The organism is Pedobacter nutrimenti, assembly GCF_032678445.1.
Lineage (GTDB): Bacteria > Bacteroidota > Bacteroidia > Sphingobacteriales > Sphingobacteriaceae > Pedobacter > Pedobacter nutrimenti_A.
This window is the reverse complement of the sequence record NZ_JAVTSQ010000007.1, coordinates 68,947-92,473: the sequence shown is the minus strand read 5'-3', so window position 1 is coordinate 92,473 and position 23,527 is coordinate 68,947. Positions and strand designations below refer to the sequence as shown.

Annotated in this window: 19 protein-coding genes; all 19 read right to left on the bottom strand. The window is 39.5% G+C overall.

Features of this window, described 5'->3' with window-relative positions:
* Positions 1–7: 7 nt before the first annotated feature.
* Positions 8–1,351 carry a substrate import-associated zinc metallohydrolase lipoprotein gene (locus R2S08_RS13765; protein ID WP_316835730.1) on the bottom strand — a complete coding sequence of 448 codons (1,344 nt, stop codon included), beginning with the start codon at positions 1,349–1,351 and terminating at the stop codon, positions 8–10.
* A gap of 8 nt (positions 1,352–1,359) precedes the next feature.
* The gene (locus R2S08_RS13760) at positions 1,360–2,859 is read right to left on the bottom strand and encodes a RagB/SusD family nutrient uptake outer membrane protein (RefSeq protein WP_316835729.1); all 1,500 of its coding nucleotides are present in this window, start codon (positions 2,857–2,859) and stop codon (positions 1,360–1,362) included.
* 11 nt (positions 2,860–2,870) lie between these two features.
* A complete protein-coding gene (locus tag R2S08_RS13755) occupies positions 2,871–6,503 on the bottom strand; it encodes a SusC/RagA family TonB-linked outer membrane protein (RefSeq protein WP_316835728.1) in 3,633 nt (1,210 codons plus the stop codon).
* Between the two features lie 31 nt (positions 6,504–6,534).
* Positions 6,535–7,500: a FecR family protein gene (locus R2S08_RS13750; RefSeq protein WP_316835727.1), complete on the bottom strand. Its 966-nt coding sequence runs from the start codon at positions 7,498–7,500 to the stop codon at positions 6,535–6,537.
* Positions 7,501–7,590: 90 nt separating this feature from the next.
* The gene (locus R2S08_RS13745) at positions 7,591–8,211 is read right to left on the bottom strand and encodes an RNA polymerase sigma-70 factor (protein WP_316835726.1); all 621 of its coding nucleotides are present in this window, start codon (positions 8,209–8,211) and stop codon (positions 7,591–7,593) included.
* Between the two features lie 158 nt (positions 8,212–8,369).
* On the bottom strand, positions 8,370–8,903 hold the full coding sequence (locus R2S08_RS13740; RefSeq protein WP_316835725.1) for a DUF420 domain-containing protein: 534 nt from the start codon (positions 8,901–8,903) through the stop codon (positions 8,370–8,372).
* 12 nt (positions 8,904–8,915) lie between these two features.
* Positions 8,916–9,620 (bottom strand): SCO family protein, encoded by a 705-nt coding sequence (locus tag R2S08_RS13735; protein WP_316835724.1) that lies wholly within the window; start codon positions 9,618–9,620, stop codon positions 8,916–8,918.
* A gap of 1 nt (position 9,621) precedes the next feature.
* Positions 9,622–9,981 (bottom strand): cytochrome C oxidase subunit IV family protein, encoded by a 360-nt coding sequence (locus tag R2S08_RS13730; RefSeq protein WP_316835723.1) that lies wholly within the window; start codon positions 9,979–9,981, stop codon positions 9,622–9,624.
* A 19-nt stretch (positions 9,982–10,000) separates the two neighbouring features.
* Positions 10,001–10,735 (bottom strand): cytochrome c oxidase subunit 3, encoded by a 735-nt coding sequence (locus tag R2S08_RS13725; protein ID WP_108553254.1) that lies wholly within the window; start codon positions 10,733–10,735, stop codon positions 10,001–10,003.
* A 30-nt stretch (positions 10,736–10,765) separates the two neighbouring features.
* Positions 10,766–11,344: a heme-copper oxidase subunit III gene (locus R2S08_RS13720; protein WP_108553255.1), complete on the bottom strand. Its 579-nt coding sequence runs from the start codon at positions 11,342–11,344 to the stop codon at positions 10,766–10,768.
* Positions 11,345–11,352: 8 nt separating this feature from the next.
* Positions 11,353–12,255, bottom strand: coding sequence for a heme o synthase (gene cyoE / locus R2S08_RS13715; RefSeq protein WP_316835722.1), 903 nt, complete (start codon positions 12,253–12,255; stop codon positions 11,353–11,355).
* A 15-nt stretch (positions 12,256–12,270) separates the two neighbouring features.
* Positions 12,271–13,329: a COX15/CtaA family protein gene (locus tag R2S08_RS13710; protein ID WP_316835721.1), complete on the bottom strand. Its 1,059-nt coding sequence runs from the start codon at positions 13,327–13,329 to the stop codon at positions 12,271–12,273.
* A gap of 82 nt (positions 13,330–13,411) precedes the next feature.
* Complete coding sequence (locus R2S08_RS13705) at positions 13,412–15,298, bottom strand: cbb3-type cytochrome c oxidase subunit I (protein ID WP_199233838.1); 1,887 nt, start codon at positions 15,296–15,298, stop codon at positions 13,412–13,414.
* A 20-nt stretch (positions 15,299–15,318) separates the two neighbouring features.
* Positions 15,319–16,599, bottom strand: a complete 1,281-nt coding sequence (locus R2S08_RS13700) for a cytochrome c oxidase subunit II transmembrane domain-containing protein (protein ID WP_316835720.1) — start codon at positions 16,597–16,599, stop codon at positions 15,319–15,321.
* A 36-nt stretch (positions 16,600–16,635) separates the two neighbouring features.
* Positions 16,636–17,853: a quinol:cytochrome C oxidoreductase gene (locus R2S08_RS13695; RefSeq protein ID WP_133783493.1), complete on the bottom strand. Its 1,218-nt coding sequence runs from the start codon at positions 17,851–17,853 to the stop codon at positions 16,636–16,638.
* 14 nt (positions 17,854–17,867) lie between these two features.
* Positions 17,868–18,473, bottom strand: a complete 606-nt coding sequence (locus tag R2S08_RS13690) for a cytochrome c (protein WP_316835719.1) — start codon at positions 18,471–18,473, stop codon at positions 17,868–17,870.
* Positions 18,445–18,981, bottom strand: a complete 537-nt coding sequence (locus R2S08_RS13685) for a DUF3341 domain-containing protein (RefSeq protein WP_316835718.1) — start codon at positions 18,979–18,981, stop codon at positions 18,445–18,447. The genes R2S08_RS13690 and R2S08_RS13685 overlap by 29 nt, the downstream gene beginning before the upstream one ends.
* A gap of 2 nt (positions 18,982–18,983) precedes the next feature.
* Positions 18,984–20,456, bottom strand: a complete 1,473-nt coding sequence (gene nrfD / locus R2S08_RS13680) for an NrfD/PsrC family molybdoenzyme membrane anchor subunit (RefSeq protein ID WP_316835717.1) — start codon at positions 20,454–20,456, stop codon at positions 18,984–18,986.
* Between the two features lie 23 nt (positions 20,457–20,479).
* Complete coding sequence (locus tag R2S08_RS13675; RefSeq protein ID WP_316835716.1) at positions 20,480–23,503, bottom strand: TAT-variant-translocated molybdopterin oxidoreductase; 3,024 nt, start codon at positions 23,501–23,503, stop codon at positions 20,480–20,482.
* Between the last annotated feature and the right edge of the window lie 24 nt (positions 23,504–23,527).

The following is a 23,527-nucleotide window of genomic DNA, read 5'->3' as shown; positions in this document are numbered from 1 at the left end:
ATATTTTTTAATACCGGCTAACTGCCCCATAAAAACCAAGTTTATTGTTTGATGTATCTATAAAACCAAGTTGTTTATCTTTAGAGCCAGGTATTATATTTTCAATCCAGTCAATTTTAAATGTCTTGGTCGTAAAATAATCGAGTAATGGCTTAATTGGAACTTCTATAAATGTTCCATTTCCGTACGCAGCACTCGTACCCGGAGCAGATCTGGCCAGTTTAATCGTACTTCCTGAATAGGTCGCTTTCAGGTTAAACCAATAAACGTAAGCCCCATCAGTGAATTTAAGAATCAGATCCGTTCTGTTTACTCTTGTTGCATCAGCAAAAACAAGCTCAAACTGTGGCAAAAGCGGAGAATCATATTGTGGCGCAGAAGCGGCGGTAACTGCAGTGTTAAAAGCAGTAACAAAGGCAGTTGATTGGTTAGCCGCAGACTGATTTATACTTACACTCTTATATATTCCTCCGGCAAAAAGATCTGCAGCAGACAAAAGCGATCCGGTGGTTAATCCAGCAATTGCCTTCTTTACCTCTGCCTGCAGGGCCCGGAAGTCCATGCCAAAACTAGCTTTAAAGTAATCCACAATAATCCGTTCTTTTGCTCTCAATTTCGCCGCTCCATCTGCACTTGCAGAATTCGTGTATACATCAAAATAATCCTGTCCTTCAACCAGTAAGGTAGAGGTCATCTCAGCAAAGTCTTCATTTTTATTCATCCTGGAATAAGGGGTAATAAAACCAAGACTTTGTGCTTCTTCTTCTGTCCGCTGTATCCACTGTGCACCAACATAATTATTCGAAACTTCCTCATAACCAGGAGGCACAGGAATATTCTGGTTTAGAATGTGGGTAAACTCATGGTGGATGGTGTGGAATTTTTCCAGGAAATCATCAAAATCATCCGGATCAAATTTGTTTACCTCAAATAGATTGATCTGTCTTCCGGCGTCAGCTGTCCCCAATAACCTGGTATGGTCTTCGGTCCTATACTGAGCACTTCCAAACAAAGCCACTTCCTTAGGCACAATTGGCATAAAGAAGTTTTTTCCAGCAATATTCAGATACGGTGTGATGTAAACCGAACGGAATGCTTCCATCATGGGTCTTACCTTTGCTTCGATTACTGGAACTGCATCTTTATCAAGGTCAATCTGAAAACGGTCAAAGCGGTACATCACCTCCATGTTATACACATCCAGGAAATTTGCTTTCAACCATTTGTCAGTATCGTTATCTTTATAACTATCCAAATTAGATTTGTTAAGATCTACATCCAATGCCTTTTCTTTTTTGCAGGACATCAGGCCAGTGCTTAATATCAGTGCATATAAAAATATCTTTTTCATCTTCTTTCTTATCTAGGATTAAGCGTTAAACCAGCTTTCACTGCCGCTTCAGGCAATTGAAATAATCTCCTTGGATCGTCTTTTCCAAGTTCAATAAAAGTTGTTTTTCCATTTGCATCCAGCATAGAATGTCTGATCGTTAAACCGTGTCTGTTTAAATCAAACCATCTGATCCCTTCAGAAATAAACTCTGCTCTTTTCAGCTCAAGAATGGTTTTAATCAAACCTTCTTTTGGATCTGCGATGTTGTAAAAACTAGCGATTCTAGCCAAAGTGACCGTATGCGCTGCTGGATTATAGCTTTTTATCCTGGTGTTCAGGAAAGTATTGATATCCTGCAGGGCTAGATCAAACTGGTTACTGGAAGTATAAGCTTCTGCCCTGTTCATCAATAATTCATCAACAGTAAACAGGGGTACCATGATATAGGGATCTCCAAAACCTGAACCGATTTTACTTTCAAAAAACAGCTCTTTAAATTTATAAGCCGTAAAGAATGGCTCAATGAATGGTCCTGTTCCGCGATAAGCAAATTCCCCCCCGGTTACATTAGCTGCACTTACGGTAGCGGCAGCAGTTGCTCTTCCAAAACCATATCTGATATAGTGACTTCTTGCCCATCCGGAATTGGCTTCTCCCATTAATAAATTTGAATTTTGTGAGGATTGCGTAAACATGATGTTAAATGCATCAAAAGCCGCATTTTGATAGGTCGTGTTCCAGGGTCTTAACATCGGCTTGATCTGGTCAGGACTGGTCAGAACTTTGCCAGCATACATAATGGATTTAGCAAAATCTCCTTTAAACAAATAGAACCTTGCAGCGAAAGCATTTACTGCATTCAATGTAAAATGATACTTTGGTGCAGATTTATACACCGAATTATCTATTAATGGCATTCCATCAGTCAGATCCTTCTCAATCTTAGCATAGGTCTCTGCGACAGTCTCCCTGCTATATTTACCTGAAACGACAGTCTCCGGTGCAGTAAGGAATGGGATACCTGGTGAATTGTTTGTTCCGTTTGGCACATAAGTCTTCGCATACAGATTCACCAGCATAAAATGTGCATAAGCCCGGGCCACCAAAGCTTCACCTTTATAAGCCCTTAGTTTTGCATCAATAGGGTTATTCTCTATGTATTGCAGAGCCGTATTGGCAGAAGCAATAGCCAGATAAGCAGAACTCCAGTAAAAATCTGTCGTTCCTGAAATTTCTTCAGAACCGGAAATAAAGTCCTGCCAGAAATAATTCCGCTCCCAGGAAATTGCTGTACTCAGGGTTCGGTAATCAGAACGCGGGCCTTTATCCTCCACATTGTCTGAAGAAAGTTCTGTGAAATCTAAATAAGTTCCTTTCGGATAGGCCGAGGTGAGCAATTGTGCCACCTTTTCTGTAGAGTTCAGCTGCGTACGCAAATCAGGCGTATGTTCCAGAAATTTCTTGCAACCTGATGCAGAGATCCCCAGAGCAGTTAAAGTGATGTATATATATATCTTATTTTTCATGATGTTGTATTCTAGAATCCAAGTTTTAACGATAGTGAATATTGACGCGGGATTGGCATAGCTACACCACCAGCACCAAAGAACTCAGGATCTTGTCCGTTCAAACGACTGTCTGAATAGATCAGCCAAACGTTATTTCCAACCAAACCTACAGACGCATTGGTTGCACCAATCCTTTTTGCCCATGATAGTGGCAACTGATACGTCAGCATAACCTGTTTTAAACGTGCAAAGCCTCCGTCAGCTATACGCTCAGTGGAATAGTTATAAGCATTGTACGGATTATTTGATGAGCTCAGCTGACTGGCAATTAAAGCATCTGCTATGGCAGGAATATTGGTTTTAAGCTCATCCCCAGGCATCGTCCAACGTCTCAGGAAATCATTTGAAGTTGCAGTAAGATCTGAATAAGTATCGCTAAAATTAGGATTTAAACGCACTTTGTTGCCCATACTAAAGGTTACCAATGCAGATAAAGTAAAGCCCTTGTAGTTGAACCTGTTGTTAAAACCACCTGTTAACTTTGGATCTACCTGGCCTTCATATTTTAAATGTGCCAGATTGGTACTTTGAAAATCTATACCCTGGCTCTTTCCTACTCCCTTCTCATTGATAAAAGTTGGTAATCCTGTAGTGTGCTCTAAGCCATCAAATACGATGGAGAACAATGCCCTTTGCGGATAACCAAGTCTTGGCCCTCCATTCGGGGTAACCAAATCAAAGATGATCGGATCATATTCCAGATTGGTGATCTCACTTTTGTTATACCCAAAATTCAGATTCGAACTCCATTTAAATTGATCTCCATTAATGATCTTAGCATTTAAGGTCAGCTCGATCCCTTTGGATTTCATATCGGCATAATTCGCGTTCTTTAAAATCTGCCCGCCAATACCTGAAGTAGGGAAAAGACCAATCAGATCATAACCGTTACGTTTGTATAAATCAACGGATAAAGTAATCCTGTCTTTAAGAAATCCAAGGTCAAATCCCAAATTGGTTTCATATTGTTTCTCCCAGGTTAACTGACTGTTTTCCAGACTTTCAATATAAATTGCTGATTCTTTATCTACCGCATCTGCTCTTCTGGTGGTTTGGTTCCTTAAGATCATGGTAGAATTGGTCGCATTGGCTGTACTTCCGGTTAAACCATAAGTAGCCCTAATGGTTGTCCTGCTCAGAATATCCTGCTGTTTGAAAAAATCCTCTTCATGCATATTCCATGCACCAGAGATATTCCAGGTTGGCAGCCATCTTGCCGTAGAAGACTGGCCCAAAAGGTTTGAACCGTCATAGCGTCCGGTTGCGTTAATGCTGTATTTACCTTTGTAAGAATAAGCGGCGCGAAGCATATAAGACAAATAACGCTCATACTTATAGGTCATTCCGTATGGATAAGTATTCGCTTCTATGGCCTGTTTATAATAATCCGGATCAATGAAAGGGATACCTCCACTGTCAAACTGATAACCAACACCGTTGTTGAATCTGTTTTGTCTGTCAATAGATCTTAGCTCTACCGAACCAAAGGCATTAAAGTAATGATCCTGTTTGAAAATTTTATTATACTCCAGGGAGTGCCTCATGTAATAGTTCACCAAGCCATCGTAGGTCGTGTTATAAAATCCGCCATTTGGAAGAACAATAGAAGGCAGAGATCCCGGTTTGGAGGGGTTTTTATATAAGAACCTGTTGTTCTCAATAATATTTGCACTGCCATAAGCGCGGTAAGCATTGGCCGCATTGGAATACTCGGTGATAGAATGTTCCCGGTCCGATTTTAGATATCTGTAAGCCCCGTCAAATGAATATTTAAGTCCATCCAGGATTTTATAATTCAACCCGGCCTGCACTTTCATATCAATTACAGTGGTTTTTATGTAGTTGTTTTCCAGTTCCTGTAAAATATTAAAGGGCGTATAATTCTGGATAAAGTATTCACGGTTGCCATTTGCATCATAAGGGGTCAATGTGCGACTGGTATTCAGAGCATAATTAAAGGGATTGATATCAAAATCCCGTTGAACCTTTCCGGTCACTACGTTGTCGTTTTTGTTCACTGTACCCGGGCTGCGCTGGTCACGGATAGATCCTGTGGTGATCAGTTCCACCTGCAATCTGTCTGAAAGATCGAAAGTACCGCGGATATTCCCTGTAAAACGTTTCACGCCATCTCCTACGGTCCAGCCGCTGTCATTCAGAAAACTTGTTGAAGCATAGATTTTGGCTTTCTCTGTACCCGATGCGATGCTTAAGGAATGATCCTGCATCAGGGAGTTCCGGAACAATACATCAAACCAATCCGTATTCGCATTGGCATAGCGGTTTAAAAATGTAAGACGTGAAGGCGCATCATTTCTTAAGGCAAACTGTCCGGTTACCGGATCATAATCATACATCAGGTCGTACATCTTACGATATACTCCACCATTCTCTAATTGTGAAACTTTCGGATGGTTCAACCATCCTTTGTTCTGCATGTCCAGGTAGACCTGCATCTGATCACCTGAGTTCATGATGTCAAACTGGTTGTAATTCGGCTTTAAAAAGGTGGTAAAATTGCCGGTATAAGACACCGTAGGTTTACCACTGGTATTCCTTCCTTTTTTTGTCGTTACCACAACTACCCCATTCATTGCTCTTGCTCCATACATCGCTGTGGCAGAAGCATCTCTCAGAATTTCAAAACTTTCAATATCATCCGAATTCAATCCTGCGACAGAAGATCCGATCAGTGTATTTGCATCCCCGGTTGATAACTGTTCATTAGAAACATTTACAATATCTTCCAAGACGATACCGTCTACCACCCAAAGTGGTTTATTATCTCCATTTAATGAGGTTGCCCCTCTGATGCGCAGTTTAGGTGCCGCACCGAATGTACCCGATACATTTTGTACAGAGACACCAGCCACCTGGCCTTCCAGCATACGGCTAACATCTGGAATACCACTCCGCTGCGCATCTATTGCTTTTACCTGTGTTGCAGCACCGGTAAATAACTTTTTGTTCAGGTTTTGATAACCGGTTGAGATCGTTACTTCTTTGAGCTGACCAATATCTTCATCCAGAGTTACATTGATCAAGGTTCTTCCTCCGACAACAATTTCTTCAGTTTTGTAGCCAATTGCCGTGATGACAAGCGTAGCGCCATCTTTTACTTTGATTTGAAATTCACCCTCTCCGTTGGTCGAAGTTCCATTGGCTACATGTTTTTCCCGGATACTCGCTCCAGGCAGAAGGTCAATTTTACCGGCTGCACTTTTTGAACGGACTATTCCCTTCACTATGATATCCTGCATCGCCAGTGCAGGTACAGGAGCTTTCTTCAAAATCACCTGTTTTCCTACAATATTATAATTGATTCCTTTAGCTTTTAGCGGCTCGAGATCTGAATTGATAGACACCAGTTTTTGTGGTGCCTCAATACTCATTTCTTTGTTGATCTGTGTGGCATCATAGACAAAACTCACTTTGTAGGCTAATTCTATCTTCTTTAAATAATTATCCAGTCTTTCCGTTTTAAAGCCAGCGCGCTTTATATTTTCTGCCCTGGCCAGCGAAACACAGAAGATTGCACAGCAAAACATTACTGTTAAGCCATATTTCAATCTTCGCATGGTTCTTTTGTAGTTTTTCTCCATAATTGGTAATTGAATTGGTTTAGTTGATTTATTATTTACTTTTAATCGTGATCAGGCTATCACGCTTATTGATTTGTATTTTATAGGTTTCATTAAGTACAGTTAATACTTCTTCTAGGCTGCTGCCTTTAAAATTGGCATTGAATTTCTTTGCCGTGCGGATGGTTTCCTGCAATACTATTTTCACTCCGTAATAAGAACTCAATTCTTCACAGACTTTATTTAGCGGCATATCCACAAAATGAAGTTCCTTAGTTAACCATGCGTTCGCATTGGCTCCGTCCAATTTCTCTACTGTGTTTTCCTTAAGGTTATAAGAAATGGCCTGTCCGGCAATCAGAATGGATGGGCGGCTTACGCTGTTGGGCAGAAAACTTACTTTTCCTGTTTTAACAGATACATTAATCTTGGTTTTAGAATAATGAATGTTAAAGGAAGTTCCCAAAACACTTACTTTAGAATGGCCAATGGCTACCTGAAATGGATGTTTAGGATCTCTGTGTACTTTAAAAAAAGCCTCACCGCTCAGCAAAGAAATCTCTCTTGTTTTCCCCTTGAAACGGTCTGGAAATTTTATTGCACTGTTTTTGGCCAGCATGATCTTTGATCCATCACTTAATACAACAGAGTCTACCTGGTTAGTGGTTTCTTTTACCAATTCCTGCACAGAAAATTTTTCAGAATAAATCCAAACCGACAAAGCCGACACCAGTACAATTGCAGCGGCAATTCTTAGCCACAAATAATTGTGTTTAGTCTTCGGTAAAGTATGGGGGATTAAACGGGAACTTAATTTCTGAACAGACGCGGAGGAATTAAGCTCATAAAGAGGTTTTAAATTGGCAGATGCATTCCATATCTTTTCTATTTGCTTAAAATAAAGCTCGTTATCTTCAGATTGCGCTCTGAACTCACTAACCTGTTGAATTAGCGTTTCATTTTCCGGATCGTTAAGATAGGTCAGAATGATATTCTGATGGTTCAAATTGTCTTGCAAGTTCTCGTGTTTTTAAGGAAGACAAATAGTCCCCTCAAAAACCCCTAGTTCTTTTTTAAAAAAATCTCAATTTTCTTAAAACAATTGAATTCAGTACAGAAACAGCATCAAAAGAGAAAAATATTTAAACCTGGCAATGCCATCCTTTCGCTGTGCTTTCAATAGTACCCGGGCACGTAATGTGCGAAGCGCATGTCCCATATGATTTTCGACAGTTCTTTCAGAAATATTTAACTGAACGGCGATCTCCCGATATTTTAACCCTTCAAGGCGGCTCAATTTAAATACTTCCTGACATTTTACGGGTAGTAATTCGATCTCCTTATACAACAAAACAAGAAGTTCATTCTGTTCATCAAGTAAATCAATATCTTCGGTGCTTAAGTTTTCCGCAATTTTTAAATGATGCTTCTCAATGTTCTTTTGCCTGTTTACAAAATTGATAGAAGCATTAACAACACTACGGTACAAGTAAGGCTTTACAGCATTCACATTCAGGAGAAGTTCCTTTTCTTCCCATATCTTCACAAACATATCCTGAACAATCTCTTCAGCAGCATGCACATTCTTTACATATCGGTCTGAGATGATGATTAATTTCTGAAAATTACTGGAATAGAAAGCAGTAAAGGCTTCTTTGCCGTCCTGCTCTATCAGATTCAGCAAATCCTTTCCTGTTGTGATAAGATCTATTGATTCAGAAAATTCCATTAAAATTGATTAAGCGCTTAAAATTCACAAAGCACAAGAAAGTACTTGTAAGCCCTAAAATAGCATTTAAGAATCAATTTTGAAGATTATTATAGGAATATATTACAATAGAGGAGATTTCTCTATTGTTCCCGGGCAAAAAAATGAAGATCGCCTTACTAAAAATTATAATAAGGAGAGATCATCAAATAAACAACAACGCCTGTCACCGCTACATATAACCAAAGGGGAAAGGTAATTTTCGCAATCTTCTTGTGTTTATCGAAGCGCTCTGCTAATGCTCTCACATAAGTGATCAAAACCAACGGTATTATCGCAATAGAAAGCAAAATATGCGTAAGCAAAATAAAATAATACACATACTTGATACTTCCCTCTCCGCCAAATTTAGTGGATGGAGTAGTCATATGATAAGCAATATACATGACCAAAAATAATAAGGAGCAGCCAATTGCTGTCTTCATCAGATTTTGATGAAGCTGAATTTTTCCATTCTTTACAGCCCAAACAGCTACAACCAACAAAACAGCAGTAATACCATTAATGGTCGCATAAATTGGAGGTAAAACTGGAAGAGGCGTTGCATTCGGAATTTTCACAAAAAATAAAACAGCCACAGCGACTGGTATAATTACAGACAAGAGGACAATCCACCTGCTATATTTCTTTTCAATTGAGCTATTACTTGACATAGTATTTCTTAATTATCTTCCGTCTGTATTGTTCCTGAGTTCCTCAACAATAAGAACCTTGATTTCATCGTCCAGTTTAGACAGTGCCTCCTGATTGGTCGCCTCATAATACCCGCGAATGCGATGTTGAGGATCCAGAAGGACAAACAAGTTATTATATACAAAAATATTCTTCCCGTTTTCTTTCTTTTGGAAAGCGTCAATGAACAATTGTTTATTAATCAGGTTATAAACCTGGGTGCTGTCTCCGCTCAGCAAGTCCCATTTTCCCGCCTTTGCATGATTTTCTTCAGCGTATTTAGACAAAACAGGTTTTGTATCTCCCTTTGGATCTATACTAACACTCACGAAACGGAGTACGGTGTTTTTACCATAGGTCTTTTCAAAATCTTTGATCAGTTTATTCGTCAGCTTTGTACCCGGATTATCTGATGAATAGAACAAATTGAGAATGATGATCTTATTCTCATAGCTTTTCCAGCTCAGGGTATCTCCTGCCTGATTAATTAACTTGAAATCGCTTACCTGATGATATACCGTGTCTGGAATTTTCTTTCCTCTCACAGAATGAAAAGTAGATGCAACGGTTTTAGGTCCAAAAATGGGGAGCGGTTTATACCGGTTCTTACCCTTTTCAGTAAGTAAATAATATAAAAATCCTGGTACCGCTAAAATGGTGACCAGGATTAATATTTTTTTTATGGAAGTACCCTTCATGTTAAGCAGCAGCAGACATATGCAAGTGCAGATAACCGCCTTCAATCAGCATTAAAGTGATGAAGTATAGGATAAATATAAAGGTAACTGTTAAAGACAGCTGCAATCCAAGTTTTTCATACTTCAGGTGCATGAAATAAGCAACAATATAAAATGCCTTTAATAAGGTTAAAGCAATGTACACAAAGTTACCTACATGCTGTGACATATAGTGGCCCGGGATAATTACGAGTGCAATGATAAATTCAATAACCGTAATGACCAGCAGGATCCCAAATACCTGCCATATTTTTTTCTTATCAAGAGCCGCATGCTCTTCATGTCCATGCTCTTCTGTTGTATGTATATTATGTTCTGACATAAAATATGGTATAAAAAGATTAAACTAAATAAAAGAAGGTAAATACGAATACCCAAACTAAATCTACAAAGTGCCAGTATAAACCAACCTTCTCAATCATTAAGTAATGTCCGCGTCTCTCAAAAGTACCGTTAATGGTCATACCCAAAATGATACAATTGATCAATACACCAGAGAATACGTGAAATCCGTGGAAACCGGTAATGGTAAAGAACAAGTTAGCAAACTGCTGACCGGACACTTTCATTGCTGCTTCATTTGCAGCAACTGATGCTACAGATGGATCAAAGAAATGTTTTAGTTCTTCAATTGCAGGAATGTGTCCCCACCAGAAACCTTCATGGTGCAGGTGTGTCCATTCCAAAGCCTGACAGCCCAGGAACATAAATCCACCAATGATCGTAGCGATCATCCAGCCAACAACTTCTTTTTTAGACCTTCTGTGACCGGCTTCAACAGCCAATACCATAGTAACCGAGCTCATGATCAAAATAAAGGTCATTAAACCTACGAATACCAGCGGGGCACCACTGTCCTTAATACCAGGTATCGATTGAAATACCAAATCAGGATCAGGCCAGGTGAATTTAGTAAAACGCTGCGCACCATAGTACACCAATAATGAAGAGAATGTAAATGCATCAGAAAGCAAGAAAAACCACATCATTATTTTTCCATACTCTACGGACCATGGTGAACGGCCGCCGCTCCACGCAGTAGTTTTTACCTGATCTAATTGTGATAATGAATCCATTTTAAAAATTGTAATAGTTTGTTAAAAAGTCTAACTGTTCAAAAGTAAAAAAACATACAGATATATCCATAATATATCTATAAAATGCCAAAATATTGAAGAGATCTCCATCCGGAACTGCAATCTTCCAAGCGAAATATTCCGGTAAGCCCCAAACAAGGTTGCAGCAATCAAACACAAGCCACAAAAAATATGCAGTAAGTGAAAACCCGAAACAATGTAAATAATAGAGATAGCCGCATTATTGTTCACCAAAACGGCTCCGCTATGGTATAAGCTGGACCAAGCATCCAACTGTAAATAACCAAAGGTAAGCCCCAGCAGCATAGTGAGCCACAGAAATACCTTCTGTTTGCTCAGTTCCTGATTTCTAAGCGCCCTTGAAGCCAGGAACAAGCAAATGCTGCTCGCTACCAGTACGCCTGTACTGTACATAAAAACATCTGGCAGCACAAGTCCATGACCTTTGCCTTTAGAGGCCGCAAAAACTATGTAATAGCTTGTCCATCCTCCAAACATAATTGTTGAGGAAACCACAAATAACCAAACAATAAATTTTTTGGGCCTTGAGTCCAGCTTTACATCCTCTTCTTTCAATGTATGAACCATTTAAAAAATTATTTAGTTAAAAAATCAAATAATAAGACCAGTTGTACAACCGGCAGATAAAAAAACGAGCAGAACATCACTTTACGCGCGCTCGCAAGATCAAGGTTCAGGAATAATTTTAAAGCAAGCCAGGCAAAAGCCAATCCCGCGATTAAAGAAACTCCTGCTATATAGTAACCACCAAATCCATAGAATGTTGGAAGCAAACTTACAGGTATTAAAATCAAAGTACTTAAAAAAGTGATTCCCGCACTGGCTTTATCTCTCTTTGTTGTTGGAAGCAGCCTGAAACCAGCTTTCTTATAATCGTCATCCAGAACCCAGGCAATCGACCAAAAATGAGGGAACTGCCAAACAAACTGAACCAGGAACAGAATAACTGCTATCTCATAATCTGCTGCATAAAAAGTAGTCGTATTTCCTAGTGCGGCGAGATAACCGATCAATGGCGGCAACGCACCTGGAATTGCACCAACAAAAACTGCGATTGGAGATTTACGCTTTAACGGGGTATAAGCAAAAGCATACAATAAAATTGAAAAGACGGAAAGCATACCCGTTTCCAGATTTAATTTTCCCAAAAGCCATGTACCAAACATGCCCATCACTAGACCCGAAACTAAACCCTGCCCGGTCGTCATCCTTCCGGCAGGCATTGGACGGTCTTTTGTCCGGGTCATTAACTTGTCCAGATCCTTTTCTATAATTTCATTAAAACAATTGGCTGCACCAGTAACAAAAAAACCTCCTGCAATCAGGATCAACCAATTCATCCAATCTATACCAGGTATTACACCCCGATGAACCTGCATCTTTGATCCAATCAAAAAAGTAATCGACGCAGAAAAAACCACCAGAAAGGTAAGTCTGAATTTAATGAGTTTTGAAAAATCTGATAAAAACTGTTTCAAATTATATATTTTAATTTATTGATTATACGTACTTGTCCGGTATACCAGCAAATACAAATAAAACTGCAACGTAAATAAGACTGTAGAAAACAAAATATGTATTGCCTGAGCATACGGAGGCAGCGCAAAGTTAGATAATAATATACCACTTAACACCTGTATAATTAAAACAATTACAATTGAGTTACCAACCTGGAGTTCTGTCGCTTTACCTCCAAATTTCTCCATCACAATCTTATAAATAAACACGTTTAAAATAGCAACCAGAATCGCCATGTCTCTATGATACACAAATATTGACCCCGTTTTGCTCACCCAGCTTCCACGTTCATTATTCAATAGATTTTTGGAAATCATATCTACCGCTTCCCGTACTTCAGTACCCAAAACAATTTGTATAACACTCACAAGTATAGCCGCAAGAATGATCAGTTTTAACCAGACCACCTTTGAGATAATCACCACCTCTTCTTTACGAAGTTGTTTCGCGTAATTATAAGTATATACCAGAATCGCCAGGATGACCAGAGCCAATAACATGTGAACAGTCACCACCCATTGAAGCAGATTCGTAGAAACAACAATAGAACCCAGCCATGCTTGAAAAACCACAACAAACAAATTCAGGATACTTAACCAGATGAGCCGCTTAGCTGTTTTTTTATAAGTAAAAGAACAAATGGCAACGCCAATCAGAAAGAAACCTGTAACTGCACCCGTCAAACGGTTCAGATATTCCGTCCAGGTATTCGCTACGTTAAAATCCTCCGGCTGTAGTATAGACTGATCGTGTCTGATGGCATCGGCCAACTCCTTCTTTCCCAGTTTGTCAAGTGTTTTAGCAAAGCGTTCATTTTTCTTAACCCTCTGCGCAACGTATTTTTCTTTATAATCCGCAGGTAATTGCTTTGCAGATGTTGGAGGAATGTATTGATCAAAGCATTTGGGCCAGTCTGGGCAACCCATTCCAGATCCGGTACTCCTCACGATTCCGCCAGCCAAAACCACCAATAGGGTTACTATGATGGTCGCAAAATTAAGCTTTATGAATCTCCGTTCAGATGTAGGAACCATGGAATTTTGTAGTTAAAAAAAAGGGTATCTGTTGTAAGTATTTACTCACTGCAGATACCCAATAGTATATTCAAAACTAGTATTAGTCTTGTTTAGATTTCTCTAATGATTGTTGTTTCAAGTTCCAGTCATTCTGGATACGTTCAGCTTCAGTATTTCCTTCAAAATCATGCGGCATATTTGAGCTCATGGTTTGAGAGAAAGGAACCGTCTGAGGAATAAAATCCGCATCAGCACCTGGTTTACTGTAATCATATGGCCAACGGTATACAGTTGGAATTTCACCTGGCCAATTGCCATGTAAATGCTCTACTGGAGTAGTCCACTCTAAAGTATTGGCTTCCCAAGGATTTTGAGGTGCTTTTTTACCTTTAAAGATAGAATAGAAGAAGTTAAACAGGAACGCAACTTGTGCCAGGGCAGCGATAATAGCAGACCAGGTTACAAAAATGTTCACAGTTACCCATTTCTGCATAAACTCAAACTCAGTAAATGCATAGTAACGACGTGGCACACCATCCAAACCTAAGAAGTGTAATGGAAAGAACACCAGGTAGGCACAAATAAATGTTACCCAGAAGTGAAGATAGCCCAATTTAGCATTCATCATTCTTCCAAACATTTTTGGATACCAGTGGTAAACACCAGCAAGCATACCAAATATAGCAGCCGATCCCATTACAAGGTGGAAGTGAGCTACAACAAAATAAGTATCATGTAAATTAATATCCAGGGAAGCATTTCCTAAGAAGATACCGGTTAAACCACCTGAGATAAAGAAAGACACCAAACCAATAGCAAAAAGCATAGCTGGTGTAAAACGGATATTACCTCTCCATAAAGTAGCCAGGTAGTTAAACGTCTTTACAGCAGATGGTACCGCAATGATCAGCGTTGTGATCATAAACACACCACCCAATAAAGGATTCATACCCGTTACAAACATGTGGTGACCCCAAACGATAAAGGACAATACAGTAATCCCGATCAAAGAGTAAATCATCGCATGGTAACCGAAAATTGGTTTTCTTGCATTGATAGAAATCACCTCAGACGAAATACCCAAAGCAGGCATAATTACAATATATACCTCTGGGTGACCAAGGAACCAGAATAAGTGTTGCCATAAGATTGGCGAACCACCTTCATTCGGAAGAACCTGTGTACCTATAACAATATCAGAAAGGTAGAAACTTGTACCAAAACTTCTGTCAAAAATTAAAAGAACTACACCAGCAACCAGTACCGGGAAAGATAAGATACCTAAAATAGCAGTCAGGAAGAACGCCCAGATGGTCAAAGGCATTTTCCAAAGATCCATACCTTTAGTACGCATGTTCAATACAGTAGATACGTAATTGATACCACCCATTAGTGAAGAAGCCACAAAGCAGATCATACTCACCAACCAAAGTGTCATACCTAATCCTGAACCATCAATAGCTTTCGGTAAGGCAGATAGTGGAGGATACACCGTCCACCCCGCACTGGCAGGACCAGTCTGGATGAAGAATGAACTCATCATGATCACACAGGCAGTAAAGAAGAACCAGTAAGAAAGCATGTTAAGGAATGGTGAAGCCATATCCCTTGCTCCGATCTGTAATGGAATCAATAAGTTACTAAAGGTACCGCTCAACCCGGCAGTCAATACAAAGAATACCATGATGGTACCATGTATCGTTACCAGGGCAAGATAGAAATCTGGCCTGATACGACCTCCTTCAGCCCATCTTCCTAAAAACGTTTCCAGAATAGGGAAACTCTTATCTGGCCAGGCCAGTTGAAGACGGAATAATATAGACAAGCCCATTGCAATCACAGCCATGATGATACCAGTTATCAGGAACTGTTTAGCTATCATTTTGTGATCCTGGCTAAAAACATACTTCGTTAAGAATGTTTCCTTGTGATGACCATGTGCATGATCATCGTGGTTATGTGTATCGTGTAATGTTATCGTTGACATAATGCTCTATTCCAGTATTTTTATTTTTTTAAAGCCAATTGATTTGTTTTCACTGCAGCAGTATCCTTTGCAGCAGGCTCAGCAGCTGTAGCTGCTGGTGCAGCCGGGTCAGCTACCAAAGGTAAACCAAACTGCTTCCTCAAATCGTTAGTTAAGTAAGTTGGTTGTTTCGCAATCCAGGCATTATACTCTTCCTGAGAAACAACTCTAACTGTCTTTTGCATATTATAGTGCCCAGATCCGCAAATTTTCGAGCAGTAAAACAAATATTTAAAACTTGGGTCACCTGTTTTAACCTGCATCTCTGCGGTTGTAATCGTTGGCGTAAATTCGAAGAAAGAAGCCATACCAGGAACAGTATTCAACTGTACCCTAAAATTAGGCATGTAGAAACTGTGTAGAACATCTTTACTTGTAAGAATTAATTTTACTGGTTTATTTACAGGAATAACCATCTCATCAGCCAGTAAATCATCCATTGCATTTTTATCTTTAAAATCAACTCCTAGGCCGTTTACACCTGTAATCAATTTAAAGTTCTTACGGCCCACAACACCATCTTTACCTGCATAACGAATAGTCCATGCAAACTGCTGAGAGGTGATCTCAATATTGATTGGCTTGTTATTAGGATCTTCAACCTTATAGAAGATGGACCTCCAGGTTAGGAAACCCATTAATACCAATACGGTTAAAACCAAGGCAGGAATAAATGTCCAGATTTTCTCCAGGGTATTGTTGTGCGGATAATAGTAAGCTTTTCTTTTTCCTGAGTGTTTGTAGAAATAAGAGAAAGCAAAAAGGAAAATGTGGGTCAGAACAAATACGATAGTTGTAATGATTAATGTAATATTAAACATATTATCTATCTTCTTACCGTGTTCAGAAGCTGCTTCAGGCAGTATCATGTTACCATGAACTGTATATTCCCAATATACACCGTATAAACCTACAATTAAGAATAAGGCAAACAAGCTACCGTTAATCGCATTCCAGTTAATCCCCATCGGCTTATCCTGGGCTTCGCGGGTCAGTTCATAAACCCTTAAAGCTTTTCCTACTATGGCTATAAATAAACACAGCAGCAAAAAGAGCAGCGCATAAAATATTGCCGACTTATAGATCGGTTCCATATCAACGGGTTTGGCTGCAGCCGTAGCGGCAGCACCGGCAGCAGCTTCCTGTGCAAATGCGCTGGTGTTTGCAAATGCAGTTAAAAGAACTGCTAAAACCGCCATTGTCTTATTACTTATAAATTTTCTTAAACTCATTTTCTTAAAAGTAGTACGCTGTACTTCCATTATACTATTAATCTATATACTCTATATAACCACCACTTACAAATGGTGATTTAAACTTTCCTGTAAAAATGGATGGTTCTTCGCTACCAAAGGTTTTTTGCTCAGGGCTGTTAATACCGTAAAGGTAAACAATCCTACAAAACCAATCGCAGTTCCGATTTCAATAAATCCAAATCCATTCTGGCCTTCTTCAACAGCTCCTGGCATGATCATCTGATAATAATCCACCCAGTGTCCTACCAATACCAGGATAGAAACGGCCAGTAACGTATTTTCATTTCTCTTGTTATCGCGGTCCATTAACAATAATACCGGAGATAAAAAGTTCAGCGCAAGGTTCAAATAGAACCAGATTTTATAAAACTCAAATCGTTTATAGAAGTAAACTGTTTCCTCAGGCATGTTTGCATAGTAGATCAGCAAGAACTGAGCGAACCATACATAAGTCCAGAAGATAGAGAAACCGAAAATAAACTGACCTAAATTGTGTAAATGACTATTGTTCACAAACGACATATAACCCGCTTTCTTTAACAGGATAATAATGATGGCCATAGTTGCTAAACTGCTCACCCACATTGCGGCAAAATTATACCAGCCAAACATAGTAGAGAACCAGTGTGCCTCAAGAGACATAATCGTATCGAATGCAAAAATAGGTGTAGTAAATCCGTAAATTACCAGGAAGATACAAGAATACTTAAAGCTCTTTCTGTAAGAATTTAAACCACCCTCTAAATCTTCGTTAGCAGATAACTTAGAAAGCAATACAGCAAAAAAGCTGTATACCCCAAGGAAGATCACCTGACGCGCCATAAAGAAAGGTACATTTAAGAAAGGAGATTTACCATCAATGATTTTATCATAATTGGCAGCACCTTTATCCGTTAATCCCGGAGCATTCCAGTGGTGATATAAATTGTGTGTGTATAAACCTAATCCAACAATAGCGATTAAGATCACAACCGCAATAGGTAATGTTTTTGCCATCGCCTGCGGCACACGTAAAATAGCAGCAGACCATCCCGCCTGTGCAACAAATTGAACTGCTAGAAAGAATGCACCTGACATACATACGCATGCAAAGTAATATCCCATTAATAACAGGTTTGCAAAAGTCCTTTCATGAAGTTCATGATTGGAAAAACCGAAAGCTATAGCCGCTATACCAATAACAATAGCGATTACACTCAAAGTTTTTGCTTTTCCTGTAAACTCAAACTGCTCAGTTAAATTATAATTATGAGTTCCCATTTATTCTTGCTTTTCTATTGTATTTTTTGTAATTGTTGAACATACATCACTACTTTCCATCTCTCTTCAGGAGACAGCTGTGAAGCATGCGAGCCCATATTGTTTAAACCATACATAATTGTATGATAGATTTTACCGGCAGACAAATCTTTCATAAGACCACCTCTTGAAGAAGCAGCATCACCATGATAAGCAGGTACACCAGTAAACTTCTCAATCTGTACAAGGTGCCCTTTTCCATCTCCTTTATCACCATGACAAGGCGAACAGAAAACAGTAAAGTAATGTTTACCTGATACCAGATTCGCTTCTGTTAAAGGCAATGGGTTCACCAGGTTTTTACCAGCGGCCTCATAACCTTCTTTGGTATTTGCATATTCATATTTAACAAATCCAATAGGATCTGTATTTGGCGGAGGTGTCTGCGCCGTCTGACCATTTGCAAAGTTCTTATTCGGCTGATCCGGATTATAAGCAATAGGATCATACATGTTCCTTGCGTATTCCAAGCCAGTACTGCGTTTATTTCTGCATGATGAAAGAGACACAGCTACAGTGAATGCAAAAAACGCCACACATACTATTTTAGTCTTATTCATAGCTAATATACTTCCTTTCATTATATTTTACTTCTAAAGCACCTGCGTCCTTTAATAAACCATCAATTTTGCTGTGTTCAGCATTTTCTTTAGCATCTATAGCGATAATAAACCGATCATCAGTTGCTCTCAGATCCATTACCCTTGGTGCTCTTCCCGGGAACAAATGCGTAGAAGCATAATAAGAACCCACTAAACCAAAAGCACAGAACAAAATGGTCAACTCAAAGGTAATCGGAATAAAATCCGGTAAAGCAAAGTGAGGCTTTCCACCTATATTAACCGGCCAGTCCCATGCAGCAGCATAGTAAACAAAGCTAAGCATGGTCATTGTTCCGGTAATTCCAAAACAAAATGCAGCGATATCCAACCGGGAACGTTTAACTCCTAATTTAGCCTCAATACCGTGGATCGGCATTGGGGTATATACATCATGTATCTTAATATTATTCTCCTGCAACTTATCGATGCCATGCATCATTTCGTCAGGATCGCCAAAACTGCCTAAGATATATTTGATATTACTCATCGTTATATTTTTGCGTATTCTTCTTGTTTAACACTATCGAACTTCTCTAAGGACTCAACATATTCCTTAACTTGTTCTCTTTCTAAGTGACCGTCTTTGATCAACTCCATTTTAGCCTGCTCACTCGCGCTCTTCAGCAATAACTTAACCTCGGCAATTGCAATAGAAGGTAATACCCTTAAGAACAACAGGAACAAGGTAAAGAACAAACCAATAGATCCAACAAACACACTCACGTCAACCCAGGTTGGATAAAACATTGCCCAGCTTGAAGGAAGATAGTCGCGGTGTAATGAAGTAACGATAATTACGAAACGCTCAAACCACATACCGATGTTAACCACAATGGATAAAATCCAGGTTGCGGGAATGCTGGTACGGATCTTTTTGAACCACAACAACTGTGGAGAAATTACGTTACAAGTCATCATCATCCAGTATGCCCACCAGTAAGGACCAGTAGAACGGTTGATAAATGCATATTGCTCATACTCAGAACCGGAATACCAAGCGATAAAGAACTCTGTTAAATAAGCAACACCAACGATGGAACCTGTAAGAATGATGATTTTATTCATCGATTCAATATGGAACATGGTGATGTAATTCTCCAGGCCCAATACCTTACGTGCTACCAATAGAAGTGTTAACACCATCGCAAAACCTGAGAAGATCGCCCCTGCAACAAAGTAAGGAGGGAAAATCGTTGTATGCCATCCCGGAATTACTGAAGTTGCAAAGTCCATGGATACAATGGTGTGTACAGAAAGTACAAGTGGTGTAGAAATACCAGCTAAGATTAAGGACACTGCCTCAAAACGTTGCCATGTTTTTACATTACCCGTCCAACCAAAAGAAAGAACAGTATATACTTTACGTTTTACACCAACTGCTCGGTCGCGGATTGTCGCGATATCCGGTAATAAACCTGTATACCAGAATAATAAGGATACAGAGAAATAAGTGGAGATTGCAAACATATCCCATACCAGCGGCGAGTTAAAGTTTACCCACAAAGATCCGAACTGATTTGGCAACGGAAGTACCCAGTAAGCCAACCATGGTCTACCCATGTGAGACACTACATAAGTCGCTGCACAAATAACGGCGAAAATGGTCATCGCCTCTGCGGAACGGTTAATTGAATTCCTCCAGTTCTGGCGGAAAAGCAGCAATACAGCCGAGATCAAAGTACCGGCGTGACCAATACCCACCCACCATACGAAGCCGGTGATGTCCCAGGCCCAACCTACTGTTTTATTTAAACCCCATGCACCGATACCATTCCAGAAGGTGTAACTTACTGCTACCACCCAAAGTAAAGCCCCCAGTGAGGCAACGATAAAGCCTATCCACCATGCCTTATTTGGCTTATTCTCTACCGGTGTTAGAATATCATCCGTAATTTTTGCATACGTGATGTTATTTCCGGTGATTAATGGCTCTCTTAATATTGATTCGTTATGTCCTGACATATTATATTTTCTTTAATATCAGCTTACGCTTGTACTGTATCTGTATTTCTAATTTTTGTCATATATCCAACACCTGGCTGAACGTTAAGTTCTTCCAGAACATAGTAAGTACGCTCACTACGTAATGCTTTAGAAACTTCCGATTCCGGATCGTTACCATCACCAAAGATGATTGCATTTGCTGAACACGCTTGCTGACAAGCCATTTTAATATCGCCATCTTTCAACGGACGTTTTTCAATCTTAGCTTTCAGTTTACCTGCCTGTATACGTTGAATACACATAGAGCATTTCTCCATTACCCCTCTGAAACGAGTAGTTACATCTGGGTTAAGTACCAGTTGAGTGAACTCATTGTTCAGGTAATTGTCGAAACGCGAATCGTTCCAGTAGTTGAACCAATTGAAACGACGTACTTTGTAAGGACAGTTGTTTGCGCAGTAACGTGTTCCAACACAACGGTTATAAGCCATGTGGTTCAAACCATCTGAAGAGTGTACCGTTGCCAGTACCGGGCAAACTGTTTCGCAAGGTGCATGGTCGCAGTGCTGACAAAGCATTGGCTGGTGAACAACCGTTACTTTATCCATATTTTCCATGTGAGCGATCTCTTTCTCCTCAGTCACGTTCTTACCTTCTTCTTCAAAGCTATAATAACGATCAATACGGATCCAGTGCATCTCTCTTCTTCTGCGAACCTCGTCACGGCCAACAACAGGAATGTTGTTCTCTACGTTACAAGCTACAATACAAGAACCGCAACCAGTACAAGCATTCAGATCGATTGCCATTACCCAGTTGTTACCTGGTTTCTCATATTTATCCCATAAATCATAAGATTTATGTTTTTCGCCATGGTTACCTGAACCAGCAGCAGGATCTTTTACATATTCTTTAAAAGTCGCTTCGCGGATGATATTTCTTCCTTCAAAAGAATAGTGTGTTTGCGTTTGAGCAAGTTCATAAGTTGAACCTGTTTTAGAAAGACTTACCGTAGTTGCATATTGCAAGGTTCCGTTAGTGAAACTTACAAAAGGGAAAGCGTTCTTACCCACATTATCTCCTGCCTTACCTACTTTCGTACGGCCATAACCTAAAGCGATGGAAACTGTTCCAACAGCTTGTCCTGGCTGGATCAATACAGGCAATTCAATTGTATATCCGTTTGCACCTTTAACAGATACAACGTCAAATTCTTTGAAACCTAATTTTTCAGCAAATTTAGGAGCGATAGCTACATAGTTGTCCCAGGTTACTTTAGAAACCGGATCAGGTAATTCCAGAAGGAATGCATTATTTGCATGTTTACCATCACGCATCGGCACACTTTCATAAACCTGCAATTCAATATCTTTAGCTAAAGCTTTAGAGCTGTTGGAGATAGATTGTGCAACAGCAGCCAGTGACAAGCTAAAACTATAAGCACCTGCAGATTTTGCATTAGCAGAGAAAGCTCCTGTCTGCAACAACTCATTCCATGTTTTACCCAAAGAAGGCAAAATATTTTTCTCCCAGTTGTTACGAACATATTGGTAATATTCCTGAACAGGGCCATTAGACCAAACCAATAAACTTTGCTCTGCCTGACGAGAATTAAATACCGGATTAATTGTTGGCTGTATTACAGAATAATATCCTTCATAAGCATTTGCATCACCCCATGATTCCAGATAGTTCTGATTTGTTGCAATCACATCACATAAAGTAGAGGTCTCATCTTTTCTATCAGAGAAAGAAACCTTTAGTCCTACTTTAGATAAAGCATCCGTAAATGCTTTCGCATTAATTGCATCATAAGCCGGGTTGCTGTTCAGGAAGAAAACTGCAGCAACTTCGCCCCTGTTCATTTCATTGATCAGTTCTGCAAATTCCGCATCATTTCCTGAATAACGCTTACAAGGATTATCCAGATCAATTGTGGTTCCGTAACTACCAATAGCAGCATTGATCGCATTGACAAGGATCTGTGTAGATACATCATTCGATCCGGAAACTACAAGAGATTTTCCTTTATTCATTAACAATTCTTTACCTACCAATTTCAATGCTTTATCTGCACTTGTATTGTTTGGCAAAGATCCACCAGGAAGGTTATTTCCAGTGATGGTATTATATAAGGTAATTAATGCAGGTCCTTCTTCAGATAATTTAATTGGCAAACGCGTATCTGCATTTGTACCAGTTAAACTCATCCCAGCCTCAAACTGGAAGTGACGAGACATTTTTCCTTTTGCTAAGGTTTTATAATTTCTGTTAGAGATATACTGGGCAGTAAATTCTTCACCGCTGATCCAGGTACCTAAGAAATCTGCACCGAAACTTACGATCAGATCTGCTTTATCGAAATTATATTTAGGGATTACAGCCTTACCGAAGCTATTTTCGTTCGCTTTAATGATACCGGTATAAGAAACAGCATCATACTGAACATGTTTTGTATTTGGATAAGCGGCAGTAAAATCAGCTACAACACTTTTTGTTGAAGGACTGTTTACAGACGAAGAAACGATACGGATCTTTTTGCCTGAAGCCTGAACCTTATTCAGCTCAGCTTTAACAAACTCATCTACCTTGGCCCATGTAGTTTCATCGTTCTTTAAAACAGGTGCTTTAAGTTTTGAAACATCATAAAGATCCAGAACAGAAGCTTGAGCCTGTGCATCAGTACCACAATTGAATTCACCGGCATTCGGATTTGCTTCAATCTTAATTGGTCTTCCTTCTCTTGTTTTTACCAATATACTTTGTCCGTTATAAGTGGACACATAATAGTTAGGTATACCCGGAACAACCTCTTCCGGTTTTACTAAATAAGGAATTGATTTTACAACTGGTGTTGGCTGACAAGCCGCAAGGGTTACCGCACCTAAACCAAAACCTAACGCCTTTAAAAAGTCGCGGCGAGGAGTTACTGTACTTAATCCTGCTTCATTTAAAACATCTTCTATTGGAAGTGGCTCAGCAAATTCGTTTTTGTTGTTTTCAACAAAATCCGGAGTGTTTTTATACTCTTCTAGGCCTTTCCAGTATTTTTTATTGCTTTCCATTTAAGCTTTATTACTGTTTATCGA